Source organism: Streptomyces regalis (assembly GCF_001509475.1).
Taxonomy (GTDB): domain Bacteria; phylum Actinomycetota; class Actinomycetes; order Streptomycetales; family Streptomycetaceae; genus Streptomyces; species Streptomyces regalis.
In genome coordinates this window covers 1-11846 of sequence record NZ_LLZG01000357.1, presented here as the reverse complement: position 1 = coordinate 11846, position 11846 = coordinate 1, and the positions used below count along the sequence as shown (strand labels likewise).

Below are 11846 nucleotides of genomic sequence, written 5' to 3'. Positions count from 1 at the left end.
GACCGCCTCAGTCCTTTCACTTCAGTCCGGACGTCGCCATGCCGTCGATGAGGTAGCGCTGGAAGGCCATGAAGAAGGCGATGACCGGTACCAGCGCCACCAGCGACATCGCGATCATGCTGCCGTAGTTGGAGATGCCCTCCTGGTCGCGGAACATCATCAGGCCGAGCGAAACGGTGTACTTCTCGGGGGTGTTGAGGTAGATCAACGGCCCCATGAAGTCGTTCCAGGCGTTGATGAAGGTGAAGATCGCGCTGGTGATGATCGCGGGCCGGCTCAGCGGCAGCACGATCGACCAGTAGGTGCGCAGATGCCCGCAGCCGTCGAGCTTGGCGGCCTCGTCCAGCTCCTTGGGGAGCCCGCGCATGAACTGCACCATCAGGAACACGAAGAAGGCTTCCGTGGCCAGGAACTTGCCCGCGACGAGCGGCACCAGCGTGTCGGTGAGCTCGAGGTTGCGGAAGAGCACGTACTGCGGGATGAGCAGCACGTGGTACGGCAGCAGCAGCGTGCCGATCATCAGCGTGAACAGCAGGTTCCGCCCGGCGAACCGGATCTTGGCGAAGGCGTACGCGGTCAGCGAGCTGGACAGCACGACACCGGCCACGGCGAGGGCCGCGTACATCAGCGAGTTCCAGAAGAAGCTGCTGATGGAGATGCCGGAGATACCGTCGGCGAGCCCGGAGAAGTTCGCCCAGACCGGCTTGGTGGGCAGCAGGTCGAGGCTGGCGATGATGTCCTTGCTCGGCTTGAACGAGGCACCGACGACCCAGATCACGGGATACAGGACGACCGCCAGGACGACGAGCGCACCCACGTGCCAGGCGATCGATCCGGTGCGCCGCCGCTCGTTCGCGGTGCGCAGGGCAGGGCTGGTGGCACTGGTCACTTGGCGGCCTCCTCGTAGTGCACCCACTTCTTCTGCGACCAGAACAGGACCGCCGTGACGAGCGCCACCGCGATCACCAGCGTCCAGGCCATCGCGGAGGCGAAGCCCATCTGGGCCTCCTTGAAGCCCTTCTGGTAGAGGTAACAGGTGTAGACGAGCGTGGCGTCGGCGGGCCCGCACCGGGTGTCGGAGACGACGTACGCGGAGCCGAACACCTGAAACGCGTGGATGGACTCCAGCAGCACGTTGAAGAACAGCACCGGGGAGATCATCGGCAGCGTGATGTTCCAGAACCGCCGCAGGGGTCCGGCCCCGTCCACCTCGGCGGCCTCGTACAGCTCCCGCGGGACCTGCTTGAGGCCGGCCAGGAAGATGACCATGGGTGCGCCGAACTGCCAGATGCTCAGGGCCACCAGGGCGTAGATGACATAGTCCGGGTTGCCGATCCAGCCGCCCACGTCGAGACCGAAGATCTTCTGCGAACGGTCCACGATCGCGTCGTCCGAGAACAGCGCCCGCCACACGAAGCCCACGGAGACGCTGGCGCCGATGAGCGAGGGCATGTAGAACGCGGCCCGGTACAGGCCCTGCCCGCGCCGCTTCTGCGCGAGCAGCAGCGCGACACCGAGCGCGAGCAGCAGCTTCAGCGGGGTGGCCACGACGACGTACTTCAGCGTGACCTCGACCGACTTCTGCCAGCGCGGGTCCTGGAACATGGTCGTGAAGTTGTCGAGCCCCACCCACTGGGGCGGCGTGAACAGGTTGTAGCTGGTGAACGCGTAGTACAGCGACGCGATCATCGGCCCCGCCGTGAGCAGCAGGAACCCCGCGAGCCACGGCGACATGAAGAGGTAGCCGGCGAGGTTCTCGCGGCGCCGCCCGCGCCGCCCGGCGGCGGGAGCGGCGGACCGCTTCCCGGCCGGGCGCGCGGGCGCTTCCTTGACGAGCGTCATGGTGGTACGTCCCCTCAGCCCGCGAACGCGGCCTTGGCCTCGCTGAACAGCGCCTTGGCGGCGTCGGCCGGCTTGGTCTTGCCCTGGGCGACCTCGCCGCCGATCCGCAGGAACGCCGCCTCGATGACGTCGACGCCGGACGGGTGCGGGGTGATCTTCCCGAGGACGCCGGCCTGGGCGACCTCGTCCTCGTACGCCTTGACGCCCTTGTTGTTGGCGTCGGTGGGCGTGAACGCGTCGTACTGCTCGGTCGTGGCGAGGATGCCCCGGTCGTAGCCCATGATCTTGCCGACCTCGGGGTCGTGGACCATGAAGTCGATGAACTGGGCGGCTTCCTTGGGGTGCTTGGTCCCGGAGAAGGCGCTGAGCATCAGCGAACCGAGGTACTGGCCGGTGGCCTTGCCGTCCGTGGTGGGGATCGGCGCGAGCCCGTAGTCCGACTCGCCCTCGCCCTCGTAGCGGATGGAGAAGTTGTCCCAGGTGAACTCGGACGCGGCGAGCCCGGCCGACAGACCCGACTTCGGCTTGGCCTGCTCGATCTTCTTCGGGTCGGCGACGAGCCCAGACCGTACGCGCTTGTAGCCGTCCTCCCACCACTGCGTCAGATCGTCCTCGGTGAAGCCGAGATCGGAGTCGGTGAAGAAGGCCTTGCCGTTCTGACGCAGGTACAGGTCGTAGAGGTACATGATGCTGAAGTAGCCGGTGTCACCGGCGATCTTCAGCTTGTCCTGGATCGTCTGCAGCGCGTCGAAGTACTCGTCCCAGGTCCAGCCGAACTTCGCCTCCACGCCTGCCTTCTTGAAAGCCTTGAGGTCGATGACGAGCGCCATGGTGTTGGCGCCGACGGGTATGCCGATCTGCTTGCCGTCGACCTGACCGTTCGCCAGAACACCGTTGCGGAAGTTCTCCAGGCTCAGATTCCCCGCGTCCGCCTGCGTCTTGAGATCCAGCAGAACACCGCGCTTGTCGTACTTGCGCAGGAAGCCGACCGCATTCTGGAAAACGTCCGGCGGATTTCCACCGGAGGCCTGGGTCTGGAACTTCTCCCAGAACGCCTCGTAGTCGGTGAATTCAGGCTTGATCTTGATCTTCGGGTACTTCTTCTCGAAGAGCGCGATCGTCTTCTTGATGGCGATGGTGCGCGGCTCGCCACCCCACCACGCGTAACGGAGTGTCACCGTCCCGTCGCCGGAACCGCTGTCACCGCCACATCCGGTCGTAGCGGCCAGCCCGAGCGTGGCCGCCGTGACGCCGGCCGTCTTCAGGATCGTGCGCCTGTCGACATTCCTGTTGGTTCCCACAGTCGGGCCCTCCCCGCAGCGTCGTTGCCGCCTGCATGAATCGTTTCAAGTAAGCGCTTGCTGGCACAAGTTACGGAGGGCCTCGGGGTGCGTCAATGATTCGGACAGGAATTTCTTGGGGGCTTGCGCGGGGAGTTGACGACGCGTGAGGGCGGGCCGGTCGGGTCGCCGGTGCGATGTCGCAGGTGAGAGACGCGCAGTCGGTGGATCGAACGAGAGGTGCGCCGCCGTACGCATGTACCGGTCGGCCGAAAGTCGTCTGTCGCCGATGAGTTGACGAGGCGTCGCCTTCCCTGTCCCCGGCCGGGGACAGGGTCTTACGGGGTGTCACCCATGAGGCACCGCGGGACGAGGTGCGCCCGCTCCCGGCCGCACGCCGGGCAGACTCCCCGCCCGCCCACAGGAGCACCTGCCCGCACCGCAGGTGGGCCCGCTCGCGCAGCCCTCCGCGCGCGGAAACAACGGCGGCCCGCCTGCACTGTCGCAGGCGGGCCGCCGGATCCGGGTGGGCGATACTGGGTTCGAACCAGTGACCTCTTCGGTGTGAACGAAGCGCTCTCCCACTGAGCTAATCGCCCGGACGCAGGAAGAACATTACCCCATGTCAGGGGGTGCGTGTGACCAGCGCGGACCCGCACCGGCCGACGCCCGCACCCCCGTCGCGGATCACTGGTCCTTGATCTTCCAGGGCATGACGATGCCGAACTTCCACAGGTAGATGCCGACGAGCACGGCAATGATCACGAGGCCGATCGACGTCAGGATGATGTTGCGGCGGCGCACCTTCGGATCGAGGGCCTTCTGGGCCGCCTCGGTGACCTTGCGCTTGGTCCAGCGCAGCACCAGCTGAGCCCAGACGAACTCGGTCGCCCAGACCGCCATACCGCCGAAGATCACGACCCAGCCGGGGCCGGGCAGCGGCAGCATGATGATGCCGAGGACCACGATCGCGAGGCCGATGATGAAGATGCCCACCTGCCAGCTCAGGTGCAGCACACGACGCGCCTTGATGAACTCCGGCGCTTTCGAGCCGAGGCCCTGCTCACTGTCGCTTTTCACACCGTCCACTTTGATCTCGTCCACCGCCATGGCAACCCCGCCCGGCTCGTTACTCCCCGTATTCATACGGCCAAACCCTACCGGACGGAAACCAGTCACCGGAATGGTCGTACCTCGCGAACGGGTCCTCGGCCGGAAGAGTTACGTAAAGACACGCAAAACACTCAGAGGGGTTTACAACGGCACCGTAGGTGGCATGTCGATTTCGCCGACGTGCGAATCCCCGAGCGCACACTGAGCGAAAGGCCCTGGCGCTTATGAACACCACGGTCAGCTGCGAGCTGCACCTGCGCCTCGTTGTGTCGAGCGAGTCCTCCCTGCCTGTCCCCGCAGGCCTGCGGTACGACACGGCCGACCCCTACGCCGTGCACGCCACCTTCCACACCGGAGCCGAGGAAACCGTCGAGTGGGTGTTCGCCCGCGATCTTCTTGCGGAGGGCCTCCACCGGCCCACCGGAACCGGCGACGTCCGTGTCTGGCCGTCGCGCAGTCACGGCCAGGGCGTCGTCTGCATCGCCCTGAGCTCTCCGGAGGGCGAAGCACTGCTCGAGGCCCCTGCACGGGCTCTGGAGTCCTTCCTGAAGCGAACGGATGCCGCTGTGCCGCCCGGCACAGAACACCGGCATTTCGATCTCGATCAGGAGCTCTCGCACATCCTGGCGGAAAGCTAGGGCGAGGCCCCACAAGCCGCCCGGCGCCGTCGACTCGGGGAGACGGCTCGGGCCAAGACAACCGCATACGGCACACAGCAGCGCCGTCCTCGCTCCGCGGGGGCGGCGTTGACGTGCCTTGTGGCGAGTGGGGGCTGCGGTGCGAGGGTGGCGTGGGGCAGAACCGGAGCTGGATCCTCCCGACTTTGCCCGGTTCGACGGGAACCGTCGGCGCCGTTGTGGCGTTGTATTCGAAGCCGCGTGCGGGCGCGGCCGGTGTGGGGGCTCTGTGAGCCATTACCATCGGCCAGCATCGGCGGGCACCCCGCCCGACACCCAGGCCAGGGAGCGAAACGTGCTGATCACCCATGACACCCGGTGTGCGCTCGATGCCGTGGTGGATCTGGTGAACACCGCACCGGAGGACGACGGGACTCCGGACGGGCTGCCCGACGTCGCAGCTCTCGGGGATTTCGTAGAAAAGCACGAAATCAGCGATGTCGGGGTCCTCTCGGAGTTCGATCTGTCGGCGGTGCGCAAGGTGCGCGGGCGGTTCGCCGCGATCTTCGCCGAGCCGGACGCCCGGATCACGGCCGGGCTGATCAACGATCTGGTCGCCGCCGCGGGCACCACACCCCGGCTCACCGACCACGACGGCTACGACTGGCATGTCCACTACTTCGCCCCCGGCGCGTCCGTCGCGGACCACCTGGCGGCCGACTGCGGCATGGCGCTGGCGTTCTTCGTGGTGGCCGGGGAACAGGAACGGCTGCGGCGCTGTGAGGCGCCGGACTGCCGGCACGCTTTCGTGGATCTTTCCCGCAACCGTTCACGCCGGTACTGCGACAGCCGTACCTGCGGAAACCGTCTGCATGTGGCTGCCTACCGGGCGCGCCGCAAGGAAGCGGCCGGCTGAGCGGCGCTCGCCCACGGACCGACACGGCCGGTGTGTCGACGCGGGCCCCGGCGGGTGGCGCCGGGGGCCGCGGGTACGGCTCAGAGCAGCAGCAGATCGTGCAGCGCAGCCATGAGCAGCAGACACCCGATCACCGCAAGGAAGATCATCAGCGGTGGCTGGGAAAGGGCGAAGAGGCACCCACGAGGCTCGTCCTGAGGTGGCGCGGCCTCGCTCTGTGTCGTGTCCAGCATCTCGCGCCGATGATGGCGTAGTTGCACCTCTCTGCGCGATCAACACGCCCGGAATGAGCGGGAGTTCGCTGGATTCCGTGATGTCCGGTTCGAGTCTTGATCGCTTACGGCCGTGCGGCGACCCACTGTGTCGTTTCAGTCCTGCATGCGGGTGTCATATGCCGTGCTTCTTGAGGATGGCCTCGATGTCGCTGAAGTCGTCGCCGGCATCGGCTCGCGGTGCGGTCGCGGGCCGGGTCGCCTGACGGGAGCCCGGTCCGAGCGAGGGCGCCGAGGTCGTCGAAGCCACCGCCTCGCTCCGTCCCGCGGCACGGGCCTCCTTGCGCTCCTTGCGGGTACCGCCTCGGCGGCGCTCCACCGCGCGCGTGCTCGCGAACAGCAGCCAGGACAGGCCGAGGACCCCGAAGCCGGCCCAGGCCGTCGGGCTGAACGCGGTGTCCGCCAGCCAGTCGACGACCCCCGTCATCACCAGGCCGAGGGGCACCAGGGAGTAGGCGGCCATACGCGTGGCCGCGAGGAAACGCTTGCGGTACGCCGTGACCGCCGCGATGCCCAGGCCGGCCGCGGCGACGGCTGAACAGACGGTCTCGGCAATCATCCGGTCCTCCAGGCAGACTGGGTCGGGTCAGCGCACTTCGTCCCTTCCATCCTGCACCGTGGCAGCCGCGCGCGGCCATGCCTGGGCCCGACATCAGGGACATCTCCGGGTCGTCTCCTTCGCAGGTGCCGGTCACAGTCGTACGGCCGGGGTCGACGGCCACCGAAGCGCCAGGTCGGATTGGGTCGTCCGCGCCGGTGCTGGGAGACTGGAGCCATGAGCGACTCCTCCCCCGACCGCCCCACCGCCCCCGTCCTCGACGTCTGGTGCGAGCTGCAGTGCCCCGACTGCCGCAGCGCCCTCGACGATCTCCGTGCCCTGCGCGCCCGCTACGGCGACCGGCTGGAGCTGCGGCTGCGGCACTTCCCGCTGGAGAAGCACAAGCACGCCTTCGCCGCCGCGCAGGCCGCCGAGGAGGCGCTGGAGCAGGGGCAGGGGTGGCCGTACGTCGAGGCCGTGCTGGGCCGGGTCGAGGAGCTGGACCGTAAGGGAGAACCCCTCCTGGTCGAGGTGGCCCGGGAACTCGGCCTGGACGCCGAGGAGTTCGACACCGCGCTGATCGACGGCCGGCACATCCTGATCGTCGACGCCGACCAGGCCGAGGGCAAGGCGATCGGCGTGACCGGCACCCCGACGTATGTGATCGGCGGCGAGCGGCTCGACGGCGGCAAGAGCCAGGAGGGGCTGCGCGAGCGTATTGAGGAGATCGCGGACCGGCTGCTCGCGGAACACAGCGCCTGACCGCCGCCGGTCCGACCGGCCGCGGCAAAGCCCTGTCCACCGGTACGCCGACTGCTACAGCAACGTCTTGTACACGGCGTACTGCCTCGTCTCGTAGCCGAGTGACTCGTAGAGCCGCTCGGCCGGGGTGTTGCCCGCGAAGACGTTGAGCCCGATGGCCCGGTGTCCCGCGGCGATCGCCTGGGCCTCGGCCAGCAGCATCAGAGTGCGTCCGTGTCCCTTGCCCCGGTGGGCCGCGTCGGTCTCGACGTCGTAGACATAGGCGCGGCCTTCACGCGAGGCCACCCACAGGGTGCCCACCGGAGTTCCCTCGTGCTCGAGGACGCTGAGGAACGAATCCGGCGTGCGCAGGCCGTCCGGCAGCAGCGCGGCGTGGTCCCGCTCGGACTTGGCCCGGGCCTCGGCCTCCGGCACCCCGCGCTCGACCCAGCTGCGGATGTAGCCCTCGTGGCTCTTGTCCAGCCAGGACCCGTACTCGGCCTCCGTCAAGGGTCGCCCCCGGCTTCCCGACGGCAGACCGGGCGGGGCGTCACCGAGCGCCTTCTCCATGCCACGGTTGCGTACGACGTAGCCGAGCGCCGTGGCGAGCCGCAGTGCCGGTGCGGCGTCGCCGGGGACCGATGCCTCGATGCGCTTGCACCCCCAGCCGCGCGCGACCTCCTCCACGGCGAGCGCCGCCACGGTGCCCCGGCCGCGTCGCCGGTCCGGTTCCTCGATCCGCAGCTCCGATATCCGGGCCACCGCGGCACCGAAGACGGGATGCGTCCCGAGGTGCAGGCCGCCCACTGGACGTCCGTTCACACACACCTGATAGCGGCGCGAACGCGTCCCGTCGTCATTGCGCTGAAGCGGCTCGGTCGGCCGCAGGGTCGTGGTCATCAGGGGTGTTCTACCCTCCAAGGCGCCCGCGGTCAGCCGAATATCCGGGCCGGTTGTGCGCGCCCGTCGCGCGCGCCTGTCGTCCGCGGTATCCGTGACCGTCAGGGATCGAGATCGTCCCCGGACCTCTCGTCGAAGATCCGCATGGCCTTGGCGGTCACCGGTCCCGCCGAGCCGGGCAGTTCGCGCTCGTCGACCCTGTGCACGGCCTGCACGTCCCGCAGGGTGGAGGTGAGGAAGACCTCCTCGGCCCGCTCCAGCACCTCCAGCGGCAGGTCGGTCTCCTTGGCGTCGGTCCACTCGATCGCCAACGCGCGCGTGATGCCCGCGAGGCAGCCCGAGGCGAGCGGCGGGGTGTGGATCTCGCCGTCCAGGACGACGAAGACGTTCGACCCGGTGCCCTCGCAGAGTTGCCCGACCGTGTTGCCGAACAGGGCCTCGGAGGCGCCGTGTTGGTGGGCGCGGGCGAGGGCGACGACGTTCTCTGCGTACGAGGTCGTCTTCAGACCGGTGAGCGCGCCGCGCTCGTTGCGGGTCCAGGGGACGGTGATGACGGCCGTGGCGTCGGGGCGGCGGGTGGTCTCGCCGAGGGCGACGACGAGGGTCGGTCCGTGCTCGCCGCGGTCGGAGCCGAGGGGTCCGTGGCCGCCGGTGTAGGTGATGCGCAGCCGGCCGAGCGGCATCGGGTTGGCCTCGATGACGGCGGCGCAGGCGCGGCGGACCTCGTCGTGGTCGGGCTCGGGCAGGCCGAGACCGCGCGCCGAGCGCGTCAGCCGGTCGAGATGCCGGGTCAGCGCGAACGGACGGCCGTCCACCGCCTTCACCGTCTCGAAGATGCCGTCGCCCACGGTCAGCCCGTGGTCGAAGACGGAGACACGGGCGGACTCGATGTCCTGCAGCCCGCCGTCGAGCCAGATCCTCACGATTGCAGTCCCTCTCCACTCACCTCGTACACTCCCGACGCTACCGCGAGCAGCCGGGACGCCTTCAGCTCGGTCTCCCGCCACTCCCCCTCCGGGTCCGACCCCCAGGTGATGCCGGCACCGGTACCGAACCGCAGCGCCCCCGCGGCCCGGTCGATCCAGAAGGTACGTATCCCGACGGCCAGCTCGCCGACGCCCCGGTCGGCGTCGACCCAGCCGATGCCCCCGCAGTACGGTCCGCGGGGCGCCGTCTCCAACGCGTCGATGATCCGCAGCGCACTCGACTTGGGCGCACCGGTGACCGAGCCGGGCGGGAAGGCGGCGTCGAGGAGTTCTGGCCAGCCGGCGCCGGCGCGCAGCTCACCACGCACCGTGGACACCAGATGGACGAGCCCAGGATGCTTCTCGACGGCGCACAGGTCGGGGACGGTCACGGTCCCGGTGGCACACACCCGGCCGATGTCGTTGCGCACGAGGTCGACGATCATCACGTTCTCGGCGTAGTCCTTCTCCAGAAGGTCCGCCTCGGTGTGCCCGGTGCCCTTGATCGGCCCGGATACCACCACCCGCCCGTCCCGGCGCAGGAACAGCTCGGGGGACGCGGTGGCTATCTCCACCCCGTGCCCGGGCAGCCGGATCGTTCCTGCGTACGGCGCCGGGTTGCCGCGGGCGAGCAGGGCGGTGAGGGCATCCACGTCGGCGTCCTGGCCGATCGGCGCGCTGAGGACACGGCAGAGGTTCGCCTGGTAGACCTCACCGGCCGCGATGTGCTCGCGTATACGCCGTACGCCCGCTGTGTACGCGGCGCGATCCAGGGAGGACGTCCAGTCACCCGCGGCCGGGCCCTGCCACTCCCCCGGCACAGGAGCGGGCACCGGCTCCTCGCGTACGTCCCGGAAGCGGGCGCAGGTCAGACCGCCCTCGAAGTCGGCGCAGACGGCCCAGAAACCACGGGAGTCCAGGGCCGCCGGGTCGCTGGTGACGTCGAGGAGGCCGGTGGCGACGCGGTCGCCGAAGCGGGCGAGAGGAGGGAGGTCGAGCACGCAGTCGAGTCTATGGCCGGTGTCCTGCGGGTGACCTGGCCATGTCCCCTCGACGGGCATCGACAGGTCCCTGAGCAGGTGCAGCGCAGCACGCTGCACAAACGTGTTTTTGTGCTGGCCGGGGAATCCGCTAGAGTTCAACACGTCGCCGGGACGCGGAAGCGGACCGAAACGACAAGCGGACGTAGCTCAGTTGGTAGAGCGCAACCTTGCCAAGGTTGAGGTCGCGAGTTCGAGCCTCGTCGTCCGCTCGAAGGAACAGGGGATCTTCCCGAACCCCTACACTCCTGGTGGAGTGGCCGAGAGGCGAGGCAACGGCCTGCAAAGCCGTCTACACGGGTTCAAATCCCGTCTCCACCTCCAAGGACGATTAGCTCAGCGGGAGAGCGCTTCCCTGACACGGAAGAGGTCACTGGTTCAATCCCAGTATCGTCCACTGGATCTTCGACAGATCATCGAAGGTCTGGCCCGCGCGATTAGCTCAGCGGGAGAGCGCTTCCCTGACACGGAAGAGGTCACTGGTTCAATCCCAGTATCGCGCACGCAGCAGCCCGTGATCGTCGGTTGGATGGTCGGTCACGGTCCCGAGGACGATTAGCTCAGCGGGAGAGCGCTTCCCTGACACGGAAGAGGTCACTGGTTCAATCCCAGTATCGTCCACACACGAAGAAGCCCCCGGTCGATGACCGGGGGCTTCTTTTCGGCTTGGTGCGGCTCAGCTGGAGAACAGCATGTGGCCGAAGCTCTTGTGGCGCTTGTGTCCGTAGTGACCGCCGTGGTGGCCGCCGTGCGGGGCGCCCCAGGCCGGGGCCTGCGGTGCGGCGGCCGGGTATGCCTGCGGGGCGGCCGGAGGCGGCGGGGCCGGCTGGGACCACTGGGACTCCACGCGGGTCAGCGCCTCCAGCTCGCCGTAGTCGAGAAAGATCCCGCGGCAGCCGCTGCACTGCTCGATCTGGACGCCGTTGCGGTTGTACGTGTGCATGGGCGCATGACACTTCGGACACTGCATGGTCGGCTCAACTCCTCGCCGGTCGGTCCTGCTTCGCCTATCGCCAGGACAGACTCTGTCCGGCTGCGGTCGGTTGCACCCTACTTTGCGTATCCCTGGGTCAACTCAGGGGGGAGCGAAGCCATTCGGTCACAGGCGTCGACGAGCAACTGCTCGACCTCGTCCAGGAGGCGGCCCTCGGCCAGGGCCTTGGTGATCGCCCGGGCGGCGGTCTGCGCGGTGAGAGCGCGGGCCGGGACGTCCAGCGCGGGCCAGGGGTCACCATGGGCGGGGACGGCCGGGCCACCGGCGGCGCGGTACGCGGCGAGGAAACGGTCCCATTCGTCGGGCGGCAGCAGCCCACAGGCGAACCAGGCGGCCGGGCGTCCGAGATCCCAGGCCGGCACGCCCACGCCGAGGTCGTCGACGTCGATGAGCAGCCAGGGGCCGCTCGGGGCCGGGTGACGGACGAGTTGGCCGAGGTGGAGGTCACCGTGGCAGAGGGTGGTGGTGTCGGGCTGGGGGGCCTCGGCGCGGGCCCAGGCCGGAAGGGTGTCCCAGGCGCGGAGTACGGAGGTGGTGCCGGCGGTCGGGTCTGTGCCGGCGGCTGCGCGGAGGCGGGATACGGCGAGGGCGGCTTTGGCGGGGCCGCGCATGGCGGGGAGGGGTGTGG

At 68.7% G+C, this 11846-nt stretch carries 14 protein-coding genes and 6 tRNA genes; 8 read left to right on the top strand and 12 right to left on the bottom strand.

What is annotated here, in order from left to right; translation table 11 throughout:
- Nucleotides 1-16: 16 nt before the first annotated feature.
- From ADL12_RS30855 to ADL12_RS30835, 5 genes are all read right to left on the bottom strand, one after another.
- On the bottom strand, nt 17-889 hold the full coding sequence (locus tag ADL12_RS30855) for a carbohydrate ABC transporter permease (protein ID WP_062707684.1): 873 nt from the start codon (nt 887-889) through the stop codon (nt 17-19).
- Nucleotides 886-1842: a carbohydrate ABC transporter permease gene (locus tag ADL12_RS30850; RefSeq protein WP_062707680.1), complete on the bottom strand. Its 957-nt coding sequence runs from the start codon at nt 1840-1842 to the stop codon at nt 886-888. Before ADL12_RS30850 ends, ADL12_RS30855 begins: the two co-directional genes overlap by 4 nt.
- 14 nt (nt 1843-1856) lie before the next feature.
- A complete protein-coding gene (locus ADL12_RS30845; RefSeq protein ID WP_062707676.1) occupies nt 1857-3143 on the bottom strand; it encodes an ABC transporter substrate-binding protein in 1287 nt (428 codons plus the stop codon).
- Nucleotides 3144-3649: 506 nt separating this feature from the next.
- Nucleotides 3650-3721 (bottom strand) — tRNA-Val (locus ADL12_RS30840).
- A gap of 88 nt (nt 3722-3809) precedes the next feature.
- Entirely contained in the window at nt 3810-4268 is a 459-nt protein-coding gene (locus ADL12_RS30835; protein ID WP_062707674.1) for a TIGR02611 family protein, read from the bottom strand.
- Nucleotides 4269-4459: 191 nt separating this feature from the next.
- Between ADL12_RS30835 and ADL12_RS30830 the strand changes: the two genes are divergently transcribed.
- Both ADL12_RS30830 and ADL12_RS30825 read left to right on the top strand, forming a co-directional pair.
- Complete coding sequence (locus ADL12_RS30830) at nt 4460-4873, top strand: SsgA family sporulation/cell division regulator (RefSeq protein WP_004002642.1); 414 nt, start codon at nt 4460-4462, stop codon at nt 4871-4873.
- A 334-nt stretch (nt 4874-5207) separates the two neighbouring features.
- Nucleotides 5208-5768 (top strand): CGNR zinc finger domain-containing protein, encoded by a 561-nt coding sequence (locus ADL12_RS30825; protein WP_062707671.1) that lies wholly within the window; start codon nt 5208-5210, stop codon nt 5766-5768.
- Between the two features lie 80 nt (nt 5769-5848).
- Here ADL12_RS30825 and ADL12_RS55115 read toward each other — a convergent pair whose 3' ends face one another.
- Both ADL12_RS55115 and ADL12_RS30820 read right to left on the bottom strand, forming a co-directional pair.
- Complete coding sequence (locus tag ADL12_RS55115) at nt 5849-6001, bottom strand: hypothetical protein (protein WP_004002639.1); 153 nt, start codon at nt 5999-6001, stop codon at nt 5849-5851.
- A gap of 154 nt (nt 6002-6155) precedes the next feature.
- Nucleotides 6156-6599 (bottom strand): hypothetical protein, encoded by a 444-nt coding sequence (locus ADL12_RS30820; RefSeq protein ID WP_062707667.1) that lies wholly within the window; start codon nt 6597-6599, stop codon nt 6156-6158.
- Between the two features lie 216 nt (nt 6600-6815).
- On the opposite strand from ADL12_RS30820, the gene ADL12_RS30815 reads away from it, so the two are divergent.
- Nucleotides 6816-7340, top strand: a complete 525-nt coding sequence (locus ADL12_RS30815) for a DsbA family protein (RefSeq protein ID WP_062707663.1) — start codon at nt 6816-6818, stop codon at nt 7338-7340.
- 54 nt (nt 7341-7394) lie between these two features.
- Here ADL12_RS30815 and ADL12_RS30810 read toward each other — a convergent pair whose 3' ends face one another.
- From ADL12_RS30810 to ADL12_RS30800, 3 genes are all read right to left on the bottom strand, one after another.
- Nucleotides 7395-8219 (bottom strand): GNAT family N-acetyltransferase, encoded by an 825-nt coding sequence (locus ADL12_RS30810; protein WP_062707661.1) that lies wholly within the window; start codon nt 8217-8219, stop codon nt 7395-7397.
- Between the two features lie 101 nt (nt 8220-8320).
- Nucleotides 8321-9142: an aminotransferase class IV gene (locus ADL12_RS30805; RefSeq protein WP_062707658.1), complete on the bottom strand. Its 822-nt coding sequence runs from the start codon at nt 9140-9142 to the stop codon at nt 8321-8323.
- Nucleotides 9139-10185 carry a chorismate-binding protein gene (locus tag ADL12_RS30800; RefSeq protein ID WP_062707655.1) on the bottom strand — a complete coding sequence of 349 codons (1047 nt, stop codon included), beginning with the start codon at nt 10183-10185 and terminating at the stop codon, nt 9139-9141. Before ADL12_RS30800 ends, ADL12_RS30805 begins: the two co-directional genes overlap by 4 nt.
- 178 nt (nt 10186-10363) lie before the next feature.
- Between ADL12_RS30800 and ADL12_RS30795 the strand changes: the two genes are divergently transcribed.
- The 5 genes from ADL12_RS30795 to ADL12_RS30775 all read left to right on the top strand — a co-directional run bounded on the left by ADL12_RS30795 (nt 10364) and on the right by ADL12_RS30775 (nt 10845).
- Nucleotides 10364-10436, top strand: a tRNA-Gly gene (locus tag ADL12_RS30795).
- Between the two features lie 38 nt (nt 10437-10474).
- Nucleotides 10475-10548: transfer RNA gene (locus ADL12_RS30790), tRNA-Cys, on the top strand.
- Between the two features lies 1 nt (nt 10549).
- A tRNA-Val gene (locus ADL12_RS30785) sits at nt 10550-10621 on the top strand.
- Nucleotides 10622-10655: 34 nt separating this feature from the next.
- Nucleotides 10656-10727, top strand: a tRNA-Val gene (locus ADL12_RS30780).
- Nucleotides 10728-10773: 46 nt separating this feature from the next.
- A tRNA-Val gene (locus ADL12_RS30775) sits at nt 10774-10845 on the top strand.
- Nucleotides 10846-10900: 55 nt separating this feature from the next.
- Here the strand turns inward: ADL12_RS30775 and ADL12_RS30770 are convergent.
- Together ADL12_RS30770 and ADL12_RS30765 are read right to left on the bottom strand one after the other, a co-directional pair.
- Nucleotides 10901-11194, bottom strand: coding sequence for a TFIIB-type zinc ribbon-containing protein (locus tag ADL12_RS30770; protein WP_079052371.1), 294 nt, complete (start codon nt 11192-11194; stop codon nt 10901-10903).
- A gap of 80 nt (nt 11195-11274) precedes the next feature.
- Nucleotides 11275-11846: phosphotransferase family protein (locus ADL12_RS30765; RefSeq protein ID WP_159053345.1), on the bottom strand; the 572-nt coding region annotated here is incomplete at its 5' end.

What these genes read in the sequence shown, in the direction of transcription:
- ADL12_RS30815 (WP_062707663.1), top strand. Translation starts at nt 6,816, where the DNA reads ATGAGCGACTCCTCCCCCGACCGCCCCACCGCCCCCGTCCTCGACGTC.
- ADL12_RS30820 (WP_062707667.1), bottom strand. Translation starts at nt 6,599, where the DNA reads ATGATTGCCGAGACCGTCTGTTCAGCCGTCGCCGCGGCCGGCCTGGGC.
- ADL12_RS30850 (WP_062707680.1), bottom strand. Translation starts at nt 1,842, where the DNA reads ATGACGCTCGTCAAGGAAGCGCCCGCGCGCCCGGCCGGGAAGCGGTCC.
- ADL12_RS55115 (WP_004002639.1), bottom strand. Translation starts at nt 6,001, where the DNA reads ATGCTGGACACGACACAGAGCGAGGCCGCGCCACCTCAGGACGAGCCT.
- ADL12_RS30835 (WP_062707674.1), bottom strand. Translation starts at nt 4,268, where the DNA reads ATGAATACGGGGAGTAACGAGCCGGGCGGGGTTGCCATGGCGGTGGAC.
- ADL12_RS30770 (WP_079052371.1), bottom strand. Translation starts at nt 11,194, where the DNA reads ATGCAGTGTCCGAAGTGTCATGCGCCCATGCACACGTACAACCGCAAC.
- ADL12_RS30830 (WP_004002642.1), top strand. Translation starts at nt 4,460, where the DNA reads ATGAACACCACGGTCAGCTGCGAGCTGCACCTGCGCCTCGTTGTGTCG.
- ADL12_RS30810 (WP_062707661.1), bottom strand. Translation starts at nt 8,219, where the DNA reads ATGACCACGACCCTGCGGCCGACCGAGCCGCTTCAGCGCAATGACGAC.